Consider the following 24,077-nt stretch of genomic DNA (forward strand, 5'->3'; position numbering starts at 1 on the left):
GTGAGAGCGGGTACCCGGTGTCCCGAGTACCCGCTCTCCCAGGCGGCTCGACGGTCGCCGATGGTCCCGGCGGCGCCCTGGCCGGGCACCGGTGCCGGACGGTCAGGAGGTCACGCGGTCACGCGGTCACGCGGTCACGCGGTCAGGAGGCCGTCGTCGAGCCGGACGTCGTGGAGCCTGAGCCAGGCGTCCAGCCGGACCGGGGGCTCGGTGTACACCGATCGCTGCATCATGGAGTAGGCGTTCTCGACCGGCGCGGCGAGGTGGGACCGGACGGCGTCGAGGTTCAGCAGCGGCCGCGCCGGGGCGTCCCGGTCGCCGGCGATCCGGGCGAGTTCGCGGTTGATGGCCCGGTCGTAGCCGAGGTCCTGGGTCGAGGGGTAGGGGGCCTTCCGGCGCTGTGCGATCGACCGCGGCAGCAGGTCCTTGGTGGCGTGGCGCAGCAGGCTCTTCTCCCGCCCGTCGAAGGTCTTGAACGCCCACGGCGTGTTGTAGACGTACTCGACGAGCCGGTGGTCGCAGAACGGCACCCGGACCTCCAGGCCGGTCGCCATGCTCATCCGGTCCTTGCGGTCGAGCATCATCTGGAGGAAGCGGGTGATGTTGAGGTGGCTGGCGAGGCGCATCCGGCGTTCGAGGTCGCTGTCCCCGGGCAGGTGGGTGACCTGGCCGACGGCGGTGCGGTACTCGTCGGCGACGTACTCGGCCAGGTTGAGGGACTTGACCAGGCCGGGGTCGAGGAAGCTGGTCGCCTGCTCGCTCACCGGGACCCGGTTGATCGCGTGCCACGGGAAGGTGTCGGCCTGCGAGGCCACCGGGTCGTGGAACCAGAGGTACCCGCCGAAGACCTCGTCGGCCGACTCGCCGGAGAGGGCGACGGTCGAGCTCTCCCGGACCGCCTTGAACAGCAGGTAGAGCGAGGGGTCGTGGTCGCCGATGCCGTAGGGCAGGTCCCAGGCCCGCAGCACGGTGTCGCGGACGCCGGGGTCGACGAGCTGGGCGGTGTCGAGGAGGATCTCGCGGTGCTCGGTGCCGACGTGGCGGACGAGTTCGGCGGCGAACGGGGCGTCCGGCGCGTCCCGGAACTGCTCGGGCTTGAACTCCCCGGCCAGTCCGGCGAAGTCGACGGAGAAGGTCCGGACCCGGCTGCCGTCCTTGGCGTCGAGCGAGCGCTGGGCCAGCGCGGTGAGGGCGCTGGAGTCGAGGCCGCCGGAGAGCAGCGCGCAGAGCGGTACGTCGGAGACCATCTGCCGGCTCACCGCGTCCTCGATGAGCTCGCGGACGGTGGCGACGGTGGTGTCGAGGTCGTCGGTGTGCGGGCGGGTCTCCAGCGACCAGTAGCGCTCCTCGCGCAGCCCGTCGCGGCCGACCCGCAGGATGTGGCCCGGCCGTACCTCGTAGAGGTTCTTCAACGGGGTCCGGCCGGGCACCCGGGCGAGGGCGAGGGCATCGCGCAGCCCGTCCAGGTCGAGCGTCGCGGTGCTCCGCGGGTTGGCGAGGATGGCCTTGGGCTCGGACCCGAAGAGCACGCCGCCGTCGATCGGGTAGTAGAAGAGCGGCTTGACGCCGAGGCGGTCGCGGACCAGGAGCAGCTCCTGCGTCCTCGTGTCCCAGAGCGCCAGGCCGAACATGCCGTTGAAGCGGTGGACGAACTCGCTCCCCCACTGGAGGTACGAGCGCAGCACCACCTCGGTGTCGCTCCTGGTGAGGAAGCGGTGGCCGAGCAGGACCAGTTCCTCGCGGATCTCCTGGAAGTTGTAGACCTCGCCGCTGTAGCTCAGGACCACGAGCGGCCGGCCGTCCGGACCGGTCTCCGGGGTGGTCATCGGCTGGGCGCCGCCCTCGATGTCGATCACCGCGAGCCTGCGGTGGCCGAGCATCGCGTGCGGGGCGGTCCAGACGCCTTCGGCGTCGGGCCCCCGGCAGGCCATGGTGTCCGTCATGGCCTGCGCGGTCGCTCCCTCCCTGGTCAGGTCGCGACCGAAGTCCACCCAGCCGACTATTCCACACATCTCGGACATCCCTTTCGTCGAGTGATCGAGCGCGTTTCAGTGGTACGAATCGACCTTCGACGGCTCCGCCGCCGGGGTGCGCGAGGACAACCGGTGCGCCAGCTCGGACAGGCCGAGGGCGGCCACGGCCAGCCCCGCTCCGATGAAGCTGATCCGGTCCGCGCCGATCGAGCTCATGCCGACCGCCCCGATGACGCCGGAGAAGGCGATGGCGAGGTAGAGGAAGGCCGCGTTGAGCGAGATCAGCAGGGGCGCGGACTCGGGTTCGAGGGTGATCAGACGGGTCTGCTGGGGGGCCGTGATGGCCCAGGCCGCGACACCGTACGCCACGATGACGACCAGCGCGGCCGGGTAGGAGCCCGTGGTCAGCGGGAGGACGACGAGGCTGAGGGCCAGCAGCACGATGGCGCCGCCCACCACCGGCCGGGCACCGATCCGGTCGACCAGCGCGCCGGCGTAGAAGTTGCCGACCGTCCCGGTCAGGCCGAAGGCGAACATCAGGACCGCCAGCCTGGTGCCGCTGCCGCCGGTCGCGTCGGAGAACACCTCGGCCATGTAGGTGTAGACGATGTAGGCGGCGGTGAAGGCGACCAGCGTGGTCGCGAGCACGGTGACCACCCGGCGGTCGCCGAGCGGGGCGAGCCGCTGGCGCAGCCCGCCGGGGGCCGGCACGGACACCCGGGGCACCAGGGCCAGCACCCCGATCAGGCCCAGCGCCGTCAGCGCCGTGATGAACCACATCGTCGCCCGCCAGCCGAGGACGCTGCCGACCACGGTGCCGATCGGCGCGCCCAGGGCCGTCGCCGCCGTCAGCCCGGTGGTCACCGCGGCGATGGCCCGGCCCCGGCGTTCGGGTTCGACCAGACTGGCGGCCGTGACGCTGGCCGCGGGGATGTAGAGGCCGGCGCCCGCCGCGGCGATCATCTGCGCGACCAGGACGACCGCGAAGGACGGGGCGAGCCCGGTCGCGATCACGCCCGCCATGTAGAGCAGGACGGCGAGCTTGAGCACCCGGTGGCGGGGCCAGCCGGCGGTCAGGGTGCCGAGGACCGGCGACATCACGGCGCAGGTCAGCGCGAACACCGTGACGGTCTGGCCGGCGGTGGCGATCGAGACGTCCAGGGACTCGCTGAACTCGGGCAGCACCCCGGCGAGCACGAACTCGTCGGTACCGAGCGCGAAGGTGCCGAAGCCGAGCATCAGGACGGCTCGCCACGCACTCCTCGCCGATACCGCCTCAGGGTCGTCCTCGGCCATCAGCGCTGTTCCCGTGCCGGAATCGGTCAGCCGGGCCATGGGCCCTCCTTCATTCGGTACCGATCGGTTCTGTTTATGAGGACGGTACCGCTCGGTGCCGTTTGGGGTCAAGATCCGCTACCGTGGACCCATGGCGACCCATGCACGCGACCGCCTCCTCCAGACCGCGGAGGAGCTCTTCTACGCCGAGGGGATCCACGCCGTCGGCGTGGAGAGACTGCTGGCCGTCTCCGGGGTCGGCCGGGCGTCCTTCTACCGGCACTTCACCGGCAAGGACGCCCTGGTGGCGGCCGTCCTGACCCGTCGGGACGAGAGCTGGCGCGCCTGGCTCGAAGACGCCGTGGACGCCCGCGGGGGCGGACCGCTCGCGGTCTTCGACGCCCTCGCGGAGGGGGCGGCGGACGTCAACTTCCACGGCTGCGCGTTCATCAACGCGATGGCGGAGGTGTCCGACCCCGCCAGCGAGGTGTACCGGCTGGCGGCAGCGCACAAACAGGCGGTGACCGACTTCCTCGACCGCTTGCTCGAAGCCGCCGGGCACAGCCGGCACTCCGAACTCGCGCCGCAGTTCGCCCTGCTGATGGACGGCGCCATCGTCACCGCGATGCGCGAGCGCAACGCCGCACCGGCCCTGCTGGCCCGCCGGATGGCGGAGCGGCTCCTCGACTGAGCCCCGCCCCCGCCCCGGGAGGACCGGCGCGGCCCCGGCGGCCCCCGCGTCGGTCGGGCGGGCGGCGGCCCGGCCCGGGGCGGGCGGCGTCTGCGGCGGCGGTGGCACGGGCTCTCCCCTCTCTCGACTGTCCGGTTCGCCGGTCAGGGCCGGTGCCCGGACCGGGCCACCGGCGGTGCGTCCGCCGCGGCCCTGCCCGCTGTCCCGACGGCGGCGGCGATGACCAGACCCCGCTTGTGCGTGATCGAGACCCCGATGGCCGCGATGCCGCGCTCCCGGGCCCTCAGCGCGGCCTCGCCGCCGAGCCGGACCACCGGCGCCCCGCCGTCGGCGCGCAGGACGCTCACCTGCCGGGGGGTCACTCCCCCGCCGAAGCCCGTGCCGATCACCTTCAGCACGGCCTCCTTGGCGGCGAACCGACCGGTGAGGAACTCCCGGGCCCGCTCCGCCCCGTAGGAGTCCGCGATCTCCAGCTCCGCCGGCGCGTAGGCGTACACCCGGAACCAGGGCCGGCCGAGCAGCGCCGCCAGCTCGCCCTCCTGGAGGACGTCGACACCGATCCACACGGTCAGCGCACCCCCCGCCGAGGCGGCCGGACGACGCCCGCCCGGACGGCGGGCACGGCGCGGACGGCGGGCACAGCGCGGACGGCGGGCACGGCGCGGACGGCGGGCACGGCGCGGACGGCGGGCACGGCGCGGACCGGGCTCACCGGAGGAACGTGCCCTTGAGCACGCCCTGGAAGACGGCCAGCCGCTGGATGTGCCCGGTGCCCTCCATGAACTCGAAGGCCCGCGCGTCCCGGTACAGCTTGTCGAGCAGCGGATCCGCCAGCAGGGCGCCCGGGCCCAGCAGCTCGGCGGCGGCCAGGGTGCTGCGCTCGGCGAGCTCGGCGGCACGCGTCTTGACCCCGGCGATCCGGTCCGCTCCCGTCCGGCCCGCGTCGATCGCGGCGGCCACCTCGTAGTTCCGGTGCCGCAGCGCGGCGAGGGCGTCCACCAGCTCCTCCAGCCGCAGCCGGTCCGTACCGGTGAGCCCCGGGCGCTCCTCCCGCACGTGGTCCAGCACCGCGCGGACCAGCCCCAGCGCCGTCCCGGCGAGCACCGGACGGAACCGCTGCAAGGTCCGGATGGCGCCGACCAGCCCGCGCCGGCTGGGCTTGAGCGTCTCGTAGCCGAGGATCTGCTCGCGCTCCACCCGGACGTCCTCGAACCGGATCGCGGAGATCCGCGCGCCGCGCAGGCCGACGGTCGGGATCAGCTCGGCCCGCAGGCCGGGCGCCGTGGTATCCAGCAGCACCGCCTCGATGCCGAGCGGTCCCGGTGCCCGGCGGCAGAACACCACGCCCAGCTGGGCGAAGGCGGCGTTGCCCACGTAGCGCTTGGCGCCGTTCAGCCGGAAGCCGTCCCCGTCCGGGGTGAGCGCCGTCTCCAGTTCGGCGGCGGCGGACCCCTTCTCGGGCTCGGTCAGTCCGAAGAAGGTCCAGGTCGACCCGGGGGCCGCCACGCGCTCGTAGTAGGCCTGCCGCTGCTTGTCGTCACCCAGCGCGGCGACCGCCACGCCGGACATCAGCGGGCCGGGGCAGGCGAGCATGAAGCCCGCGTCTCCATAGCTCAACTCCTCGATGGCAATCGAGTGTTCGAGACAGGAGCTCATGTCGTAGGTGTGTCCGTCGATGCGCAGCGGCCGCTCCAGGTACTCCACCGGGACGGTGGCCTTGCGCATGATGTCCACCACGGGGAGGTGCAGCCAGCGGTCGATCGCCTCCGGGTCGCGGTCGATCTCCAGACCGATCCCGCGCAGCTCTCCCGCGGACTCGCGGATGTGGGACCTGAGCGCGGCTGTCCGGTGCGGGTCCGGCTCACTCATTCCCGTCCTCGTCTCGTTCTCGGCGGTCCGGCAGGAGGTAGGTGTTGCCCAGCAGTTCGGCGAGGTACAGCAGCCGGCCGGGGCCGTCGGCCACGAAGCCGCTCGCGCCGTACAGCTTGATCGCGACGCGGCCCGCGTCCACCAGCCCGCGGTGGATCCGGTGGCGGCGCGCGGCGGTGCGGTCGGGGATCGCCAGCAGGTCGGCCGCCTCGGTGAGGGTCAGCGCGACGTCGGCCACCGCGCTCCGCACCAGCTGACGGTTGAGCAGGGTGGCGCCCTCCGAGGTGCGGTCGTTGAGCCGGACCACGACGGCGTCGAGCAGCCCGCGGAGCAGCTCCCGGTGGAGCCGGAGCAGCCCGTCGGCGAACAGCTCCCGGGCCCGGTCCGGCGACGGCGCCCCGGGGCCGGTCACGGCGAGCGCGTCGAAGCCGCCCGGCACCGGGGCGCCCTCCGGCAGGCGCCCGGCCGAGGCGACGGCCCAGCCGACGGCCGAGCTGACCAGCGCGCCCGGGCCTGCCAGCTCGTGGCAGGCGTCGAGCGCGGCGGCGAAGTTCCGCAGGGCCGCCGCGGCCCCGGCGCTACCGGTGCCGGCGCCGCCGGGCGCCGTCCAGGGCGGGGTGTCGACCGGCGGCATCAGAGCGCTCCCTCGCCGGAGGCCGCGGTCCCGGCGGAGTCCGAGGCCAGCACGGCCAGGTGGCTCTCGCCGGAGCGCGGGTCGGTGTCGCAGAGGAGCACCGTGGCGTACCGGTGCTGCCAGGAGCGCCAGTTCCGGGCCAGTGCCAGCCAGACGCTGGTGCAGTAGCTGCCGGGCTCCACCCGGTGCCGGGGGCCGTCCTGGTCCAGCCCCCGCCGGTCGAACCAGGGCCCGGTGACCACCAGCGTGCCCGCCGGGTCCTTGGCGGCGAGCTCCCCGAGGCGGTCGAGGGGCGACTCGGTGGCGGGGATGGTCTCGACCCCCGCCACCCGGGGTCCGCCGGTGGTGCCGAGGACCAGCACCACCCCGGAGTCGACCAGGCCGTTGTCGTGGACCAGGGGGAACCGGGTCGGCAGGGTGGTCTGTTCGAGGACGGCGAGCACCGCCGTGCGGCTCCGGCCGGCCCGCTGGAAGGCGGAGACGACCCGCAGCGCGGTGAACGGTGCGGCCAGGCCCTGCTGGCCGATGCCGAGGTTGTTGGCGGACCCGCCGCCGAGCAGCCGGTCGAGGTAGGGCGCGATGGCGACGAACGGCGTCACGTCCGGCAGTGCCTGCGCCACGATCACCAGGTCGGGCGCGCTGTCCCGGACGCCCTCGATCGCCGCGAGCCGGTCGACCAGGTCGCGGTGGGTGACGTTCGGCGCGGCGCGCAGCAGGTCCGGCGCCACCTCCAGGCCGAAGGGCTCGACCAGGTCGCGGTAGTAGGAGAGCGTCGCCGGGTCCTCGTCGTATGGCCGGCGCGGCGGGGAGACCACCGCGCCGGCGCCCTGGAGGGTCGTGGACATCGCGGTCTCCCTCATGCCCCGTCGGCCTGGGCCAGGACGTAGTCGGTGAGGGTGCCCACCGACTTGAAGTCGTCCATGTCCAGGGCTTCCGGGTCCACCGAGATCTCGACCGTGTCCTCCAGGACCATCAGCAGTTCCAGGACGGAGGTGGAGTCCAGGTGCAGGTCCTCGAAGAGCCGGGCGTCCTCGGTGATACCGGTGACGGCCCGCTCCAGGACCTCGCTGAGAGCGGCCTCCACCGCGGACACCACGTTCTGACGTTCCATCTTCCGGTTCACTCCTCTGTGCCGGGGCTGTCGGGGTCTGTCGGGGCTGTCGGGTTGTCGGTGGCTCTGCCACGGTCGCGCGGTCGGGGACTTCGCGGCTGCCGGGGCTGCCGGGAACGGCCGCCGACCGGTCAGTCGAAGTCGACGAGGTGCTGCTTGGCGAGGATCTCCTCGTGGCGGTCCCGCTCCCGGACCAGGTGCGCGGCACCGTTGTGGACCAGGACCTCGGCGGGGAATCCGTGGCTGAGGAAGAGCCCGGGGGAGGCGGTCGGCCCGTAGGCGCCGGAGCGCTCGACGCCCAGCAGGTCGCCGGCCTCGACCGGCGGCAGGGCGACCTTCTTGCCGATGACGTCGTTGGGCGTGCAGAGCGGCCCGGTGACGGTGTACGTGTCGCTGGGCTCGTCCCGGTACCTGGTGAGCGAGCGGATCGGGAAGTTGCGCTTGACGAAGCTGCCGACGCCGACCGCCGCCATGTGGTGGTTGGTGCCGCCGTCGGCGACCACGAAGCGTTCGCCGAGGGACTCCTTCACGTACAGCGCGCGCACCACGTACGTACCGGCGTGCGCGGTCAGGTAGCGGCCGAGCTCGTTGATCAGCCGGCAACCGGGGTGTGCCCGGACGAAGGGCTCGACGACCTCGTTGATGCCGGCGAGGACGGCCCCCAGGTCGAGGTCCTTCTCGTTGTCGAAGTAGGCGACGCCGAAGCCGCCGCCGAAGTCGACGGTCTCCAGCGGGATGCCGAGCGTCTGCGACAGCTCCTCGGCGGTCGCCAGGATCTGCCGGGTGTTGTGCACCAGGTCGTCGGCGTTCAGGAACCGGGTGCCCATGTAGGCGTGGAAGCCGCGGACCCGGACCCGGCGCAGTGCGTCGATCACCGGGCGGGAGCGGCGCAGCAGTTCCGCGTCGATGCCGAACTGGCGCGGTTTGCCGCTCATGGCGAGGCCCGAGCCCTTGGTGTGGAAGTCGGGGTTGACCCGGAGCAGGACCGGCACCTCCGCCCGCCCGGCCTGTTCGGCGATCTCCTCCAGGAGGCGCAGCTCGTCCAGCGACTCGCAGACGATGGCGTGCAGGTTCGCCGCGACGCACGCCTCCAGCTCGGCGCGGGTCTTGCCCGGCCCCAGGAAGATCACGTTCTCCGGCGCGATGCCGGCCCGCTGGACGGTCATCAGCTCGACCAGGGAGGAGATCTCGGCGCCGGCGCCGAGCGAGCCGAGGTAGCCGCAGACGGCGACGTTGGGGTTGGCCTTGAGCGAGAGGAAGACGTCCACCGCGGGGTGGAGCCCCTCGCGCAGCGACTGGTAGACGGTGCGCAGCACCTCGGCGTCGTAGACGAACAGCGGGGTGCCGAACTGCTCGGCGATCCGCGAGACCGGTACCCCCTGCACCCTCAGTTCGCTGGTGTTCATGGCGTCCTTTCGGTGGTGCCGAGACGGTGGAGCGCCTCGGTGGTCCGGCGGTCGAGGTCGCCGAGGCCGTGCCGGTCGGCGGCGAAGAGCAGGGTGTAGAGCCGGCCGTCGAACGGGAGGGAGGTGCCGGCCTGCGCGTTGACCGTGCCGAAGCAGGTGACGACCAGCCCGGTGCCGTCGACGGGCGGCCGGGCGAGGTCCCCGAGGGCGTCGGCCACCTCGTCGAAGGAGACCGGGGCGGAGATCCGCAGCGGGTAGTGCTTCGCCAGCGCGGCCCCGCCCGGGGCGAGGAAGCGCTCGGTGACCTGCCCCTGGTAACTGGACATGTTCAGACGGGCGTTGATCTCCAGGACGGGGTACACCAGATCGTCCTGCCCGAGCAGCGCGTCCACGCCGACCACGCCGAAGAAGCCGTCCTCGAAGAGCCGGGCGCCCAGCCGCTCGGCGGCGGCGACGAGGCCCTCGTACTGGACGGGCGAGAGCGCGGCGGGCATGACGTGCCCGAGGTGGACGCCGCCGGAGGTCAGGGCCTCCTTCGCGAAGTCGAACCTCACCCGCCCGTCCCGGGCTATGGTGAACTGGTAGTTGAGATCGAACCGCTTGGGCAGGAACCGCTCGACGACGACGTGGATCGCGTCGTCCCCGCTGCTCCGCGCGCGGCGGTCGACCATGCGCAGCAGCCGGTCGGCCTTCTTGCGGCTGTCGAGCACGATCAGGCCCTTGCCGGAGACGCCGTAGGCGTCCTTGACGATCACCGGCCCGCCGTCGCCCAGCGAGTCGTCGAGCGCCCGGTGGAGCTCGCCCACCGTCTCGCAGGTGAAGCCGGGGATCGCCCGCAGGCCGAGCTCCTCGGTCAGCCGGCGGCTGTAGATCTTGCTGTTGACCCGCGCCGAGGTCTCCGGACCGGGCACCGCGGGGCGCAGCCCGGTCCGCCGGCAGATCTCCTGCTCCAGGGGGGAGTTGCCCATCGGCATCAGATAGGCGCCGCCGCCCGCGAGCACCCGCAGCCGGTCCAGCAGCTCCGGGGAGTCGAGGACGGCCCCGCTGGTGCCGTCCTCGCCGGCCGGCGCCCGGGTGATCAGTTCGGTGGGCGCGCCGAGCCCGGTCTTCTCCGCGTACGCGCGGTAGCCGGGATCGAGCGGGCGGTCGAGCAGCAGGTGGTCGGTCGGCTCGGCGAGCAGGGCGCCGAGCTCCTCCATCCGCTGCACGGTCGCGGCGGTGGTGGTGATCCGCGCCGCCGGGAGCCCGGTGTGGCCGCGCGCCCACTGGTTCTCCACCTCGAAGTTGCAGAGCCAGACGAACCGCGCTTCGCGGTCGCCGGTCAGCGCCTCCTTGAGGTCCGCCGTGTAGGCGGTGCCGGTCATCGGGTGCCTCCCTCGCGGTGGGTGATGACCATGGCGCCGAAGGTGGCGCCCAGGCCGACCGAGACCAGGACGTAGTGGCCGCCGTCGACCAGCCGGCCCCGCTCGCGCAGGGTGGTGTAGTTGAGGAACACGTCCGAGGCGAAGCAGTGGCTGTAGAGCGGGATGTTGTCCAGGAAGAAGCGGTCCGGGTCGGCGCCCATCCGCTGGATGGTGTGGCGCCAGGACACCGCGTTGACGTTGTGCGGGATGACCAGGTCGATCTCGTCGAAGCTCAGGCCGGCCCGGCGGACGGACTCCTCGATGACCTCGCCGAGCACGGTGGCGTAGTCCTGGCCGAAGGCGCTGATCTCCTGCGGGGTCATCTCCAGGCCCGCCGCGTAGGCGCCGAGGGTGCGGGTCAGGTACGAGCGCACCTCGTCGCCGGGGCCGCCGACGGTCAGCAGGCAGGCGGAGGCCGCGTCCGCCATCACCGCGCTGTTCGGGATCAGCTGGACCTTCGGGGAGTACGCCCGCTCCCCCGTGACCATCAGCGCGTACGCGCCCTCGGGTGCCTCGGCCCGCAGCAGCTCGCCGGCCAGGTCGATGGCGCCGAGGCTGCTGACGCACGCCTGCTGGGTGAGGGCGAAGGCCTCGGCGTCGTGCAGCCCCAGCTTCGCCCGGATGACCCGGGCTGCGTCGATGTGCGGCGGGGCGAGCGTCTGCATGGTGTGCGCGTAGATGACGTAGTCGACCCGCCGTCCTTCGGGAAGCGCCGCCAGGGCACGGCGGGCCGCGGGAAGCACCAGGTCGAAGAGGCCGGTGCCGGGATCGAACCGCAGCCGGTCGAGGCCGTAGATCTTCCGGAACACGCCCACCTCGGCGCGGCGCAGCCCCAGGCTCTCGGCGAGGTCGTCGATCCGCACGCTCCGTTCGGGGAGGAACGACTCGATCCGCTCCAGTGTGGTCACGCCACCCATCCGGGAACTCCCCTCATCCGCCCGCTCCTCATCCGCCCGCTCCTCCTCCGCTCCCTCCTCATCCGCCCGCTCCTCAGCGGCCGGCGAACTCGGCGCGGACCAGCCAGCTGCGCGCCACGCCCCGGCGGTCGCGGGGCTGCACCTCGTACGGCCAGCGCCCCTGGCCCGCGCCGGGCTCGCCGGGCTCGCGCAGCTCGCGGACCTTCCAGCCGGCACCGGCCAGGAACTCCTCCGGCTCGTCGGTGCCGAAGAGCCAGGGCGTGCCGTCCTCGCGCAGGCCGGCCAGGAAGGCCCTGGAGAAGGGGCTGCGCAGCAGCGCCCGGCTGGCGAAGTCGACGGCCAGCCGGCTGCCGGGGGCCGAGACCGAGCCGAGCACGCCGAGCAGGTGGGAGGCCTGCTCCTCGGTGAGGAAGAACATCAGCCCTTCCGCGACCCAGAGCGTGGGCAGTTCCGGGTCGAAGCCGGCGCGGTGCAGCGCGGGCAACCACTCCGTGGCGAGGTCGGCCGACACCTCGCGGCGCTCCACCGTGGGCTCGGCCCCGAGCGCGGCCAGCCGGGCACGCTTCTCGTCGATGAGGCCGCCGTGGTCGACCTCGTACACCGTGCTGCCGGGCGGCCAGGCCAGCCGGAACGCCCGGGTGTCCATCCCCGCGGCGACCAGGACCACCTGCCGGATGCCGCTGTCCGCCAGCAGCGCCTCGATGCTGTCGTCCAGGTACTTGGTGCGGATCGCGATGAACGGGATCAGGCCGCCGCCGCCGTACTTGTCGAGGAGCTCGAAGCCGCGCGGGGCCGCGAGATCGCGCGCGAACCTGTCCTGGAACATGGCGTCACCGGGGCGCTCGGACTCGACGGCGCGGGCCGCGGCGGTCCACTGGGCCGTGTACGAGACAGCTTCCATGGGGATGGCCTCCTACGGGAGTCGGGCCGGGGTGAAGAAGGCCTTCTCGATCGACGAGAGGGTCTGGAGGTCCTGCATGTCGATGCTGTCGAAGTCGATCTCGACGCCGCTGGCGCTCTCGATCGTGTAGACCAGCTCCACGAAGGAGAGCGAGTCGACGAGGCGGCTCTCGATGAGGTTCTCGTCGGGCTCGATGGATTCCCGGTCCGGGTGCCTGGCCAGGATCCACTCGCGGACCTGGTCGATTCCTGCCGAAGCCATTGCCACTCCTCGGGTGTTGGGGCGATAGGGCGATAGGGCGATCCGGGCATGCTCGGGCCGTGCCGGATGCGCTCGGGCCGTGCGGGATGCGCTCGGGACGTACGGGATCCAGGCGGCCGTGCGGGATCCACTCGGGCCGGTGCGGGATCCACGCGGCCCGGTGCGGGATCCACGCGGAGGCTCCGCGGCTCAGGCGAGCTGCCGGGCCGCGGTCCGCACCGCGTCCAGGGCCTCGACCGCGTCGCCGTGGTGCAGGTCGACCAGGACCGAGAGCCACCGCTCCAGGCCGAACGCCACGCAGCTGGTGAAGACGAACTCGTTCGCCGGCCCGCGGATGTCGCAGCGCTCGCCGAAGAAGTTGCGGTGCGTGTTGACGGAGGAGACGGCCAGGTCGCCGACCTGGAACTCGTACTTGACCGGGCTGAGCTTCTGGAGCAGGGCGCGGGCGCCGTCGGCCCGGAAGAACGGGTCGAAGGCGGGCACCTTCTCCAGCCGCAGGGACAGCGCGTCGGCGAACGCGGCGATCCGCTCGGCGAAGGACCCGAGGACCTGCTGCGTGTGCTCGTACGAGCCGAGTGCGACGACCTCGCGCATCTGGAAGCTGAGCAGCCGCCGCAGGCCCTCGTACCGCTCCTCGTTGCGGAAGCAGCGGTTGACCAGGGTGATCAGCGCGTCCGCCGCCACGACGGAGTTCTCGTAGTACAGGAAGGCGCTGTAGCAGGTCGCGTGGGGCAGGCCGACCTGTGCGCCGCGCAGTGCGGCGGGCGCGAACCGGCCGTCGACGGGCTTGTTCTCGCCGCTCTCCAGGTCGAGTCCGGCACCGACGAGGGCGAGGTGCGGGAAGTTGACGTAGACGTCGAACTTCTCCAGGTCCGACACCGGGTACAGCGGCGGCGGGAGGATCTCGCGGGCTCCGGCGGAGCGGCCCCAGCCGGCGAACGTCCGGTCGAGTTCGAGGAGCAGGTCGGTCTGGTCCGGGTCGAGGATGACCAGTCCGCCGGTGGGGCCGGTGGTTCGGGGGGCGGTGCCGGCCATCAGATGAGCCCCGTCTTCTCTAGGTACTTGGCGGTCTTGCGGTAGACGCTCTGCTCGAACTCGGCGCGCTGCGGGGATTCGAGGAGCTGCCGGCGCAGGCCGTGCGGGTCCTTGATGCCCGCGTCCCGGTACACCTGCGGGCTGTAGAGCGTCTCGAAGCTGTAGGTCATGTAGCGCCGGATGTAGCCGGCGATGTCCCGCATCTCCTCCTCGGTGGAGGTCTGCCGGACGTCGGCGGCCAGCGCGGTGACCAGTTCACGGCCGAAGGCGATGTGCCGCGACTCGTCCTGGTGGTGGATCCGGTTGATCCCGCGGATCGTCTCGTGCAGGCGGTCGTCCAGCGCCATCCGGGAGTTGAAGTGGTCCACCAGCTCCTCGAAGATCAGGATCCGGGCGAAGACCAGCAGGCTCTCCACGTTCGAGCGGGGGATCTCGACGTTCGCACCGACCGGCTGCCGGTAGATCTTCCTGCCGTAGCGCAGGCAGAACTCGGCGAAGAACCACATGTGCTCGTTCTCCTCACCGATGAAGTGGTGGAAGAAGTCCGAGGGCGTCTCGAAGCCGGTGGTGTGAATCCGCTTGGTGACCTCGATGAGAAGTTCCCGGATTCCGTGCACATTGAGGCTGTAGAAGTTGATGCTCTCGTACCGCGACAGTGCGTGGAGCTCCTTTTCGGTGAGCCGCCGGGCGGCCTCGGTACCGTGGGTGGTGGTGAGTTCGGGGCTCATCCACCACATCTCCTCGGGCAGGCTGTCCGGCCATTCGAAGAGTTTGTAGGGGTTGTAGTAGTCATCGATCGACTTCGTGGTCAGACGGTCGAGTATTTCCAGGAACCGGCCGTCCTGGTCGATCAGTTTGCTGACCATGCTGGCGTTGACCTCCGAGTTTCCCCGGCCGCCTCGTGGTGACCGGCGGCTCCAATGCCGTGCCGTTTTCCGGCACTCTTCGAAGGTAGGGAAGTCCCGGCGGGCGCCGCAATGACCTGATGTGGTGTGGCCACATACGGCCATATCGAAGCGGCGACGCCCGCCGGGACCGACGGCACCGGGCCGGTCAGCCGGCGGCGCCCCGGACCGGCAGGAGTCCGGCCTGGACGGCGGCCGCGCCCGCCTGGAACCGGCTCTCGGCGTTCAACTCGTCCATGATGGTGGCGAGGTGACGGCGGAAGGTCCGCGAGGACATGCCGATGCGCCGGGCCACCACCTCGTCCTTGAGCCCCGAGGCGAGCAGTTCCAGGATGGCGCAGCGGACCTCGTCCAGGGTCTCGCCGTACCTGACCACGTTCGAGTCGATGTCCGTCCCGGACGCCCAGGCGTGCTCGTAGGAGCGCACCAGCCGGGCGACGATGGCCTGCTCGTAGACGACGGTGACGCCCGCGTCGTCGCCCCCGGGGTCGGCCAGGAAGGCCACCTCGCCACCCACGATGACCAGGCGCTCGAAGGCCTGGGTCGAGGTGCGGACCCGCGCGCTCGCCTCGGCCAGCGTCCGCAGGCTGCCGCGTGAGGCCAGGCTGCTGCGGGCGGTGTGCGGGTACAGGACCTGAATCGGGACCCCGGGCGGCAGCGCCGACAGGCCCAGCACGTGCGAGTCCTGCCCCTGGACCGGGGCGAACGGCTCCATGACGAGGATCTCGGACGGGCGGTCGCGCAGGGCGTCCGCCATCCGCAACCCGGTCTGCTCCCGGTCCAGCCCGCTGAGCACCGGCTCCCTCCGCAGCCGGGTGCGCTGGAGGCTGCTGTAGGTGTCGGCGAACGAGCCCAGCGTGTCCTGGAAGTCCGTCAGTTCACGGCGCTTCTCGCGGATCGCCTGCTCCAGCGGCATGAGCAGTTCCAGTTGGGCGATCTCGGGGCTACGCGCCACGAAGCGCCCCTGCTCCTGGCAGTACCTGACGAGCTTCAGGCAGCGCAGGGCGGCGAGCGCCTGTTCCGCCCGCTCGGCCGTGATGCCCAGGTCGGTGGCGAGCTCGGGGAGGGTCACCCCCTTGGCCACCAGCAGCCGCTCGTAGACCCGGACCGCCAGCTCCTCGTCGATCGAGCACAGTCCCCGCTTCACGCTCTGTCTCCGTCCGCTCGTCCGGTGGATCCGGCACCCAGATCCGCGGTGATCGTCGCGACCACCGCGGCCAACTGCTGATCGAGGAAGAAGTGGCCACCGGGGAAGGAGGTGAGCCGGAACTCCCCTGTGGTGTGGCCCTTCCAGCCGAGCGCCGCCGCCGGGTCGAGATACGGGTCGGCGTCCGCGAACAGGAAGGTGACCGGACAGGTCACGGTGGTGTCGGGCCGGGCGGTGTAACGGGAGTTGGCGCGGTAGTCGTTGCGGATGACGGTCAGGATCGACTCGCGGTACTTCGGGCGGTCCAGCAGCCTCGCCGGGATCCCGCCCAGCTCCCGGAGTTCGTCCAGGACCTCGTCGTCGCCCCGGGGGATGTTCAGGCCGAGCCCGGCGGACGGCGAGCGGCGGCCCGAGACGAACAGCCGCACCGGCGCCCGCCCGGCCGCCTCCAGCCGGCGGGTCACCTCGAAGGCGACGACCGAGCCCATGCTGTGGCCCAGCACGGCCAACGGCAGGTCGTCGAAGCCGTGCAGTTCGGCGCCGATCCGGTCGGCCAGCGCGCCGATGTCGTCGATCCCGGGCTCCCCGGAACGGCCACGCCGCCCGGGGTACTGGACCGACAGCGCCTCGACGCCGCCGGGAAGGGCGGCCGAGAGCCGGCGGTAGGTGCCCGCCGAGGCCCCGGCGTGCGGGCAACAGACCAGGCGCAGCCCGGCCTTCGGTGCGGGGTCGAATATCTGAATCCATCCCGTGTTATTGGTCAAGCCTTGTTCTTCCATCCCAGTTGTCCCGTCCTATCCGATCACTGGGCAGCGGAGACGCAAATGATTGACGCAGGCGTGGAAGTTCTTCGGTGAGGAGAGTCGGCAGAAGGCAGGTGCGGCGCTTTCCTCGGGCCGTGATCGCCGTCGGGGCGGAGTCGACGGCGGCAACTCGCGTTCTCCATGGTGAGGGCCGCAACACGGTTCGCGGCCACAGCAGTTGCCAGGACGTCAGCTTACCTTGCGCCACTTTCATGTCAACCAATCAGAGTCCGTGTGCGACGTGTTCTCCGTGGGACTGCTGGTGAGGATTGGAAGGCCACGAAGGAACACGCACCATCCTGCCCGGACGCACCCGGGAGGCGCCTCGACCACCTCTTTCGCGACCGCCCACCCCCGGGATCGCGGTCCGTACCGCAACGAAGCGGTGGCGAAGGCCATTCACCTCTATGACAGAGATATCTCGACGGTGCACATCGCCTATCCGCGGAACGGCCCCGCGAAAGTCCGCCCCTGCACCACCCGGAGGCCTGCACGGCCTTCTTCGGCGTCAAGCCCGCGTACTTCTTCGGTGACGAGGTCGCAAAGGAGGCCGATTCGGCGCCGTCGAGGTGGCTCCGCCGGTCGGCCCTGTCGGCGCTGTCGTCAGCGGCGGCAGCGGCAGCGCCGAGGCAGCAGCGGCCTCACTCCGAGGCCGAGGACACCGGCGCGGCAGGGGGCTCGGCGGGCGCCGTGCGGCCGTCCGCCCGGCCCGAGATCCAGGCGAGGCCGGCCGCCGACACGGCGAAGGCCGCCGCGACCGGGAGCAGGTGCCCGGCGGAGCCGAACGCCTGCAGACCGATCGCCCCGAGGACACTGGACAGCGAGACCGCCAGGTACAGCACGGCCGCGCTGAGCGAGACGACGAGGGACTCGGAGCCCGCCGGGGCGAGCGCGATGATCCGCTGCTGCTGCGGCGCGGTCAGCGACCAGGAGGCCACCCCGCAGAACGCCACCGACACCAGCGCGGCCGCGAACGAGCCCCGGGCTTCCAGCATCGCCAGGAAGACGGCCGCGAGCCCCAGGGTCGCGGTGATCACCACCTTGCGCGGCCCGTACCGGTCGGCGAGGTGCCCGGCCATCAGGTTCCCGGCGGTGCCGGCCACCCCGAAGACCAGCAGCAGCAGCGACACCCGCGCACCGTGTCCCCCGACGGCCGGCGCGAAGACGGAGCTGATGTACGTGTAGGGGAGGTAGACGCCGACGAAGGCCAGCAGGGTGCAGGCGAGCACGCCGGCCACCCGCCGATCGGTGAGCGGGGACAGGCGCCGGCGCAGCCCGGCCGCGGTGCCGAGCCTGATCTCGGGCAGTCGCAACGCGATCACGGCGGCGACCGGGACGGCCAGGGCGGTGACGAACCACATCGTCGCCCGCCAGCCGATCGCGTCGCCGAGGGCGGTGCCCAGCGGCGCGCCGAGGGCGAGCGAGGCGGTCAGGCCCACGGTCACGATGGCGATCGCCCGGCCGCGGTGGCGCTCACCGGCGAGCGCCGCCGCCGTGGCGCCCGCGTTCGGGGTGAACATCGCCGCACCGGCCGCCGCGATCACCCGCGAGGCCAGCACCAGCCCGTAGCCGGGGGCGACCGCCGTCACCACGTTGCCCACCCCGAACACCAGCAGCGCCGTGACCAGCACGGTACGCCGTGACCAGGTGCCGGTCAGCGCCGCCAGAACCGGGGAGAGCACCGCGTAGGCGAGGGCGAAGACACTGACCAGCTGGCCCGCCGCGGCGACCTCGACGTGCAGTGAGCCGGCGATGTCGGGGAGCAGGCCCGCGATGACGAAGGCGTCGGTGCCCACGGCGAAGGTACCGAGGGCCAGGAGCGTCGCGGCGGGTCCCCAGGGGGCCGCCGGGGGCGCGTCGGCGGGGTCGGTCACGGTGCGACTCCTGGTTCGATGATCGGCGTCTGTTACGACCGGCATCGTAACGGCAGGGGCCTCCCCCACTGGTGCCGACAGCGCGGCCGACCGTCGGGTTCCAGCCAAATGCCCGTCGGAGAAGTTCCGTTGAAGCCTTCAACGGCCGACGACCACGCGGCGGGGTCGGTCACGGTGCGACTCCCCCGCGGCGGCCGAAAGACGTCAGAAAGGTCGATGTCCATCGGACAAGACGACTACTATCGAAGCACGGAGAGCCTCCTGCCGAGCGGCCCAGGCGGATGGGTATCGTCGGCACCGGTGCACGGCCGCACCGACGAGCAGGGTGGAGCGGATGAACGCGATCGAGGAGACCTGGCTGCCACAGCCCGACCTGGCGGCGGTGGACATCGGCACCGTGCTCCAGGCGCTGGCCGATCCGGTGCGCCTGCAGATCCTCCGGGCGCTCGACGCCTCCGCCGAGGAGTCGTGCACGTCGCTGGACCTGCCCGTCAAGCGCTCGACCGTCTCGCACCACCTGCGCACCCTGCGCGAGGCCGGTGTCGTGGCGACCAGGCTGGTCGGCAACATGCGGCTCAGCCGGCTGCGCCGGGACGACCTCGAAGCCCGTTTCCCCGGACTCCTGACCTCGATCCTCACGGCCGCCCCGGCGACCGCCCCACCGGCCGTCCCGGCCGGGTGACCCGGCGGGCCCGGTGACCCGGACCGCCACCGCGCCATCGCGTCCACCCAACCGCCCCACCGGCGAGAAGGAGCACAGCATGGGCCGCTACGCCCACCTGGCGTACACCGACGAGGTGCGCCTGGTCCAGAAGGAACAGGGGAGCGAGTTGTCGGCCATCCGCCAGCTCGCGCACGGCGACGAGCCCGAGGAGCTGACGGACGCCGAGACCGACTTCATCCAGTCCCGCGACGGGTTCTACCTGGCCAGCGTCAGCGAGACCGGGTGGCCGTACGTCCAGTTCCGCGGCGGCCCGCCCGGCTTCGCCCAGGTCGTCGACGAGCGGACGATCGCCTTCGCCGAGGTGCGCGGCAACCGCCAGTACATCAGCACCGGCAACATCCGCGCGGACGGCCGGGTGGCGCTGTTCTTCATGGACTACGCCCGCCAGGCCCGGCTGAAGCTCTTCGGCCGGGCCTCGGTGCAGGACCTGGAGACGAATCCGGAGCTCGACCGTCGCCTGCTCGCCACCCGGACCGGGGGGCGGGTCGAACGCCTGATGACCATCCACGTCGAGGGCTACAACTGGAACTGCCCCCAGCACATCACCCCGCGCTTCTCCGAGGCTGAACTCCGGCCCCACCTCGACCAGTTGCAGGACCGGCTGGCCGCACTGGAGGAGGAGAACCGCCTCCTGCGGACGCAACTGGAGCAGCGCGCCGGGTAGACCCGCCCGAAGGTGCGCGGACCTGCAGAACGCCGCCCCTCCTTTACTCCGGCGCCTTTCACCTCCATCTCCTCTGCTGACCGGATGGCCGGCATGGCTCTGCGTGTGCGGTCAGGACGGCAGGGTGACCGACTGGGCGCGGTGGAAGACGTTCTTCTCGTCCCAGGTCTTCCCGGCCTTCAGCAGTCGGGCGTAGTTCTGCTCGTTATCACGCGGTCGGCGTCTCCGCGCAGCCCAGGGGCGCGATCCATCATCCGGGGTCAGCAAAAGGTCAGCAAGACCCGGGGGTCAGCCAGCATGGCAAGCACACGTCTCATCCGCGGCCACCCTCAAGAACCACCTCCTGCCTACCCTTGGCAGCCGCCGCATGGGCACCTTCGACCACGAGGTCGTGGAAGGGTTCCTCACCGGCGGCGGCCGCCGCTCGGAACTGGACCACTGTCTCAAGCCCTCGTGCCCGGGGCCTTTCCCAGGGCGCACCCATGCGTGAGCGAAAACGTACCTCTGTGCCGTGCCGCTCGTTGGTACTTCTGTAGCGGTCGCGAGCATGGGACGGGGAGACTGGCGATGGGTGACGTAGCGGCGCTGGACGGTCCACGGGAGGTGGAGACGGTGGTCATCGGCGCCGGCCTGTCGGGAGTGGCTGCCGCCGTCACCGTCCTCCGGGCCGGCCTCGACGACGTCGTCGTCCTGGAAAGCACCGACCGGCTCGGCGGCACCTGGCGCGACAACACCTACCCCGGATGCGGCTGCGACGTGCCGTCGTTGCTGTACGAGTACTCCTTCGCGCCCGGGCCCTGGACGCGCACCTTCGCCACCCAGCCGGAGATCCTCGCCTACCTCCGGACCACCGCGGCCGGACACGGCATCGACCATCTGATCCGCTACAAAACCGAAGTCAGAGGCGGCCGTTGGGACGCCACGAAGGGACGCTGGCTGCTGGAGACCTCGGCGGGGACGTACGCCGCCCGGGCGGTCATCGTCGCTACCGGCTCCTGGAACCGGCCCCGCCACCCCGACCTGCCCGGACTCACGGCCTTTCCCGGTGACGTCTTCCACTCCGCCCGCTGGGACCACGACGTCCAGCTGGCCGGCCGCCGTGTGGCCGTCGTCGGTAACGCTGCCTCCACCGTGCAGTTCCTACCGGACCTTCAACGCCACGCGGCGAGCGTCGACATCTTCCAGAGCACCGCCCCGTGGGTGCTACCCAAACCGGACGTATCCCTGCCCGAAACCGTACGCCGCCTGCTCCAACGCAGCCCCGCTGCCCGGCGCTTCGCGCGCGCCGCGCAGCTGGCGGCGCAGGAGACCATCGGCCTGGCCCTACGCCATCCGCACCTGCTGCCGCCGCTCGAAGCCGCAGCGCGCCTGCACCTGCGCCGCTCGGTGCCCGATCCCGACCTGCGCAGGTCCCTCGCCCCTGGCAACCGCCTCGGCGCACGACGCCTGCTCACCTCGGACACCTACTACAAGGCCGTCGCTCGGCCGCACGTGCGCCTGCACCCCACCAGGGCGTCGCATGTCGAGGGCGAGGAGATCGTCGGCGACGATGGGCGGAGGGCGGCTGCGGACGTCCTCATCCTGGCCACCGGCTTCCACATCGGTGAACTGGCAATCGCCCCAAAGCTCTATGGCCCGCGCGGCCAGAGCCTGGCGGACGCCTGGCGCGCGGGGCGCCATGCCTATCTGGGCACCACCGTCAGCGGCCACCCCAATCTCTTCCTGCTCCTAGGACCGAACCTGCTCAGCGGCACCACCGCCGTGCCCACCATCCTCGAAGCGCAACTCCGGTATGTGACGGCCGCCCTCACCCATCTGCGCCGCAGCGGACAGGCAGCGATGGACGTCCGCCAGGAAGTCCAGGACGCGCACAACACGGCCCTGCAGGCAGCCCTCACCACGACCGTCTACGCCACCGATCCGACCGGCTACTACTTCACCCCGCCAGGTCTGAACACCTTCTGCTGGCCGTGGTCCACCCGCCGCCTGCGTCGCGCGCTCCATGCCTTCGACCCCTCCGTCTACACCTGGTACCCGCCCGGTCCGGCCGCACTGCCACTCCCGACCCAGCGCACGAGGAAGGTGCCCGCTCCGTATGTCGACCCGAGCTGACACACCAGCGGGCCAGGGGCTGATGCTGCTCTACGGCGGCTTCGACGGCTCGTCCGAGACCACCGCGACCATCGGCCACGAGGTCGTAGCCGCCCTCGAAGCGGTAGACCTCCCCGTCGAGTGAGACCTCGACCCCGGCCGGGCCATCATCATCACGCCCCTGGCCTGGCGGCGCCTGGTCGGATAGAGAACCTCGTCAGACCTTTCGACAGCACGTCAGAAGCACCGTGAAGTCAGCTGCGACGCGCTGCTGCGGCGCGAGGGCCCTCATGCCGTCAGAGGCCGGTGAACGGGGGCGGGATGCGGGCCAGAAGTTGGTGAGCGGCTCCGGGCAGGTGCGCGGGGATGTCGTCCGGGTACGCGGGTCCGGACGGGCCCGTGAGCGCCCGTACCGCGCCAACCATGGGTGCCAACGGTGTTGTCAGGTTGAGCGGTGTCCTTCTTCGGTGGCGTGATCATCTCATGGGGCCGTGCGACTGTTGCGGCCCGAAGCAGGCGGACCTACCCGGCGGTCGATCTTCTACCTGCCGCTTGAGCTGTTTTCATCGGGGTGAAGTAGAGCCACGGATTCGGTCTGTTGGGGAGCCGCTGGTTCTTCGGTGAGTTCGGGAGCCAGTAGGTGTGATGGTGTGGAACATGCCGCTTTCGGAGTAATCGCGGTGGCTTGGGCCGTTCGGCTGTCACGCCGTGCCTGTTGATCACGGTCCAGGTCAGGGAGACCGCTGGTGCCCAGGTCACGTGAGTGGCTCTTCGAGAGGATCCGCCGGGCTCACCGCGAGCAGGGGCTGTCGGGGCGGGAGCTCGCCGCGCGGTTCAAGGTGTCGCGGAACACGGTGAAGAGGGCGTTGGAGTCGCCGGTGCCGCCGAAACGCAAGTCGCCGCCGCCGCGCAAGAGCGTGCTGGAGCCGGTGAAGGGCTTCATCGACGCGATGCTGCGCGAAGACCTGGACGCGCCCGCGAAGCAGAAGCCCACGGTCCCGCGGATCATCGAGCGCCTGGCCGCGGAGCACGACTTCGAGCTGGCCGGGAACACCACGGTCTGGGACTGCGTTTCCAAGCGGCGTCCGCAGCGGCCTGGCGGACCTTCGTGCCCGGTGTCGAGCCGCGGCGGTGCCGGCCGAACCACCACAACCGCCGTCGGCACCTTCTGGCTCGACCGCCTCGTCAAACGGCTGCCCGTCGGCCTGGACCGGCTCCGACAGGACCGCATCCTCGAAGAGGCCGCCGCCACCGGAGCCGACCCCCTGCATCTCGCCCACGTCTTCGCACTCAGCGCCAGGGCCAGCCTCCGTTACGCCAATGCCGCTTCCGAGTCTGCCGCAGAACAGACCGAAAGAAGGCCCTGAGCAGCCACTTCGACGCCTCGCTGGCAGCACGGTTCATTGGTCCGTATCTGGCGATCGGCAGGTACGGACCGGGGCCACCGCTCCAACAGGCCTGGCCTTGTTCGACATCCCACCCCGAGGGTGATGTCACCGAACGGAATAGCTACTCCCAGGGGTTGTTGCCCGACTCCCATTCCGCCGCCTCGTCTTTGTCGTGCAGGAAGCGCGGGTCCGCCATGCCCTGGAGCGAGCTGTCGCTGATCGGCCACTGCTGCCACTCGTCGCGCAGCAGCTCGAGCAGGAACTCGGCCATACCGCACGGGTACACCGACCATTCGAGGTTAAGGCGCGAGTACACCGCGACCGGCCATCGGTCCGGGTCCGGATCCGTCGTGATCCAGCACAGCGTGTCGGCCGCGGCTGTCCCACCCCATATGAGCAGGTCCTCCAGCCGATACTGGCCCCTGTCGGCGGGAGCCCACTGGTTCGCCGCGTAGTCCGCGAGCGCTGCCTCCGAGAGCCTTGAGACCGTGATTACCTGCAGCTCGTTCGAAGTGACGGCGGGGATGTGAACGCCGACCATTGCCTCGATCGAACCGCTGCCGAAGGCTGCGACGAAGGCCCGGTAGTCAGCTGGGAATGACGTTCCGTAGACCCTCTCCGCCGCACTCCAGTCGACAGTGTCCCCGCAGGTGGGCCCGATGCACGACAGCACTTCTCCGATGCTCGCCATGGCGGCGATTGCGGCGGACTGGTCGTCATTCACGCTACGGCTCCCATCGGGTCGGGGCGTCCTTGCCCATGTTGTGCCATTGTCCATCCTTCAGTCGTACCGGGTTCCGCACCCCAGGAGGACAGGACCCGAAGACTGCTCACGACCACACACAGGCCCTAGTGCTGAATTCCCCAAGTAGCGGGTATATGGCCTCCGTTGGGGTGAATTTGGTGCGGTAGGGGGTGGGGTGTGCCGGGGTTGTTGCGGGCCCGGGCCGCTGTGGAGGCGGACGAGGAGAGGGTGATCGCCAGGCTCGCCGGAGCGCGGAAGGC

The 24,077-nt window shown here is 71.4% G+C and carries 26 protein-coding genes; 6 read left to right on the plus strand and 20 right to left on the minus strand.

Translation table 11 applies throughout. From position 1 onward, the window contains the following. Positions 1 to 134 precede the first annotated feature (134 nt). Together asnB and ABT263_RS26690 are read right to left on the minus strand one after the other, a co-directional pair. Complete coding sequence (gene asnB / locus ABT263_RS26685; protein ID WP_352294055.1) at positions 135 to 2,012, minus strand: asparagine synthase (glutamine-hydrolyzing); 1,878 nt, start codon at positions 2,010 to 2,012, stop codon at positions 135 to 137. A gap of 36 nt (positions 2,013 to 2,048) precedes the next feature. Further along, positions 2,049 to 3,308: an MFS transporter gene (locus tag ABT263_RS26690; RefSeq protein ID WP_352294057.1), complete on the minus strand. Its 1,260-nt coding sequence runs from the start codon at positions 3,306 to 3,308 to the stop codon at positions 2,049 to 2,051. Positions 3,309 to 3,399: 91 nt separating this feature from the next. Here ABT263_RS26690 and ABT263_RS26695 point away from each other — a divergent pair, with 91 nt between their 5' ends. Next, a complete protein-coding gene (locus tag ABT263_RS26695; protein WP_352294059.1) occupies positions 3,400 to 3,939 on the plus strand; it encodes a TetR/AcrR family transcriptional regulator in 540 nt (179 codons plus the stop codon). A gap of 143 nt (positions 3,940 to 4,082) precedes the next feature. Here the strand turns inward: ABT263_RS26695 and ABT263_RS26700 are convergent, their stop codons facing one another. The 16 genes from ABT263_RS26700 to ABT263_RS26775 form a co-directional block, all read right to left on the minus strand. Beyond that, positions 4,083 to 4,505 (minus strand): holo-ACP synthase, encoded by a 423-nt coding sequence (locus ABT263_RS26700; RefSeq protein WP_352294061.1) that lies wholly within the window; start codon positions 4,503 to 4,505, stop codon positions 4,083 to 4,085. A gap of 2 nt (positions 4,506 to 4,507) precedes the next feature. Continuing rightward, on the minus strand, positions 4,508 to 4,651 hold the full coding sequence (locus tag ABT263_RS26705) for a hypothetical protein (RefSeq protein ID WP_352294063.1): 144 nt from the start codon (positions 4,649 to 4,651) through the stop codon (positions 4,508 to 4,510). Then, positions 4,648 to 5,808, minus strand: coding sequence for an acyl-CoA dehydrogenase family protein (locus ABT263_RS26710; RefSeq protein WP_352294064.1), 1,161 nt, complete (start codon positions 5,806 to 5,808; stop codon positions 4,648 to 4,650). Before ABT263_RS26710 ends, ABT263_RS26705 begins: the two co-directional genes overlap by 4 nt. Next, a complete protein-coding gene (locus ABT263_RS26715) occupies positions 5,801 to 6,442 on the minus strand; it encodes a hypothetical protein (RefSeq protein ID WP_352294066.1) in 642 nt (213 codons plus the stop codon). The genes ABT263_RS26710 and ABT263_RS26715 overlap by 8 nt, the downstream gene beginning before the upstream one ends. Beyond that, positions 6,442 to 7,287 carry a hypothetical protein gene (locus tag ABT263_RS26720; RefSeq protein WP_352294068.1) on the minus strand — a complete coding sequence of 282 codons (846 nt, stop codon included), beginning with the start codon at positions 7,285 to 7,287 and terminating at the stop codon, positions 6,442 to 6,444. Before ABT263_RS26720 ends, ABT263_RS26715 begins: the two co-directional genes overlap by 1 nt. Positions 7,288 to 7,298: 11 nt before the next feature. Beyond that, positions 7,299 to 7,553: an acyl carrier protein gene (locus ABT263_RS26725; protein ID WP_329485900.1), complete on the minus strand. Its 255-nt coding sequence runs from the start codon at positions 7,551 to 7,553 to the stop codon at positions 7,299 to 7,301. 131 nt (positions 7,554 to 7,684) lie between these two features. Beyond that, a complete protein-coding gene (locus ABT263_RS26730) occupies positions 7,685 to 8,959 on the minus strand; it encodes a type III PLP-dependent enzyme (RefSeq protein ID WP_352294070.1) in 1,275 nt (424 codons plus the stop codon). Beyond that, the gene (locus ABT263_RS26735; protein WP_352294072.1) at positions 8,956 to 10,323 is read right to left on the minus strand and encodes a preATP grasp domain-containing protein; all 1,368 of its coding nucleotides are present in this window, start codon (positions 10,321 to 10,323) and stop codon (positions 8,956 to 8,958) included. Before ABT263_RS26735 ends, ABT263_RS26730 begins: the two co-directional genes overlap by 4 nt. After that, positions 10,320 to 11,279, minus strand: a complete 960-nt coding sequence (locus tag ABT263_RS26740) for a 3-oxoacyl-[acyl-carrier-protein] synthase III C-terminal domain-containing protein (RefSeq protein WP_352294074.1) — start codon at positions 11,277 to 11,279, stop codon at positions 10,320 to 10,322. Before ABT263_RS26740 ends, ABT263_RS26735 begins: the two co-directional genes overlap by 4 nt. A gap of 73 nt (positions 11,280 to 11,352) precedes the next feature. Beyond that, positions 11,353 to 12,180 carry a class I SAM-dependent methyltransferase gene (locus tag ABT263_RS26745; protein WP_352294076.1) on the minus strand — a complete coding sequence of 276 codons (828 nt, stop codon included), beginning with the start codon at positions 12,178 to 12,180 and terminating at the stop codon, positions 11,353 to 11,355. A gap of 12 nt (positions 12,181 to 12,192) precedes the next feature. Continuing rightward, a complete protein-coding gene (locus ABT263_RS26750) occupies positions 12,193 to 12,441 on the minus strand; it encodes a phosphopantetheine-binding protein (RefSeq protein ID WP_329485905.1) in 249 nt (82 codons plus the stop codon). 189 nt (positions 12,442 to 12,630) lie between these two features. Further along, complete coding sequence (locus ABT263_RS26755; RefSeq protein WP_352294078.1) at positions 12,631 to 13,476, minus strand: class-II aminoacyl-tRNA synthetase family protein; 846 nt, start codon at positions 13,474 to 13,476, stop codon at positions 12,631 to 12,633. Further along, a complete protein-coding gene (locus ABT263_RS26760) occupies positions 13,476 to 14,342 on the minus strand; it encodes a diiron oxygenase (RefSeq protein WP_352294080.1) in 867 nt (288 codons plus the stop codon). Before ABT263_RS26760 ends, ABT263_RS26755 begins: the two co-directional genes overlap by 1 nt. A 187-nt stretch (positions 14,343 to 14,529) precedes the next feature. After that, a complete protein-coding gene (locus ABT263_RS26765; RefSeq protein ID WP_352294082.1) occupies positions 14,530 to 15,528 on the minus strand; it encodes a LuxR C-terminal-related transcriptional regulator in 999 nt (332 codons plus the stop codon). Beyond that, positions 15,525 to 16,292, minus strand: a complete 768-nt coding sequence (locus tag ABT263_RS26770; RefSeq protein ID WP_352294084.1) for a thioesterase II family protein — start codon at positions 16,290 to 16,292, stop codon at positions 15,525 to 15,527. The genes ABT263_RS26765 and ABT263_RS26770 overlap by 4 nt, the downstream gene beginning before the upstream one ends. Positions 16,293 to 16,972: 680 nt before the next feature. After that, positions 16,973 to 18,205: an MFS transporter gene (locus tag ABT263_RS26775; protein ID WP_352294086.1), complete on the minus strand. Its 1,233-nt coding sequence runs from the start codon at positions 18,203 to 18,205 to the stop codon at positions 16,973 to 16,975. 334 nt (positions 18,206 to 18,539) lie between these two features. Between ABT263_RS26775 and ABT263_RS26780 the strand changes: the two genes are divergently transcribed. Together ABT263_RS26780 and ABT263_RS26785 are read left to right on the plus strand one after the other, a co-directional pair. Continuing rightward, a complete protein-coding gene (locus ABT263_RS26780) occupies positions 18,540 to 18,887 on the plus strand; it encodes an ArsR/SmtB family transcription factor (protein ID WP_352294088.1) in 348 nt (115 codons plus the stop codon). Positions 18,888 to 18,966: 79 nt separating this feature from the next. Continuing rightward, a complete protein-coding gene (locus ABT263_RS26785; protein ID WP_352294090.1) occupies positions 18,967 to 19,593 on the plus strand; it encodes a pyridoxamine 5'-phosphate oxidase family protein in 627 nt (208 codons plus the stop codon). A 111-nt stretch (positions 19,594 to 19,704) separates the two neighbouring features. Here the strand turns inward: ABT263_RS26785 and ABT263_RS26790 are convergent, their stop codons facing one another. After that, entirely contained in the window at positions 19,705 to 19,860 is a 156-nt protein-coding gene (locus tag ABT263_RS26790; RefSeq protein WP_352294092.1) for a BBE domain-containing protein, read from the minus strand. A gap of 300 nt (positions 19,861 to 20,160) precedes the next feature. Between ABT263_RS26790 and ABT263_RS26795 the strand changes: the two genes are divergently transcribed. The 3 genes from ABT263_RS26795 (at position 20,161) to ABT263_RS26805 (ending at position 23,051) form a co-directional block, all read left to right on the plus strand. After that, entirely contained in the window at positions 20,161 to 21,705 is a 1,545-nt protein-coding gene (locus tag ABT263_RS26795) for a flavin-containing monooxygenase (RefSeq protein ID WP_352294094.1), read from the plus strand. Continuing rightward, positions 21,689 to 21,829: a DUF6891 domain-containing protein gene (locus ABT263_RS26800; RefSeq protein WP_380387183.1), complete on the plus strand. Its 141-nt coding sequence runs from the start codon at positions 21,689 to 21,691 to the stop codon at positions 21,827 to 21,829. Before ABT263_RS26795 ends, ABT263_RS26800 begins: the two co-directional genes overlap by 17 nt. 601 nt (positions 21,830 to 22,430) lie before the next feature. After that, positions 22,431 to 23,051, plus strand: coding sequence for an HTH domain-containing protein (locus ABT263_RS26805; protein WP_352294096.1), 621 nt, complete (start codon positions 22,431 to 22,433; stop codon positions 23,049 to 23,051). A 142-nt stretch (positions 23,052 to 23,193) separates the two neighbouring features. Here the strand turns inward: ABT263_RS26805 and ABT263_RS26810 are convergent, their stop codons facing one another. Further along, positions 23,194 to 23,796, minus strand: coding sequence for a hypothetical protein (locus ABT263_RS26810; RefSeq protein WP_352294098.1), 603 nt, complete (start codon positions 23,794 to 23,796; stop codon positions 23,194 to 23,196). Positions 23,797 to 24,077: the final 281 nt, after the last annotated feature.

The sequence above is a fragment of the Kitasatospora sp. NPDC001603 genome (assembly GCF_040298365.1).
Classification (GTDB): Bacteria; Actinomycetota; Actinomycetes; order Streptomycetales; family Streptomycetaceae; genus Kitasatospora.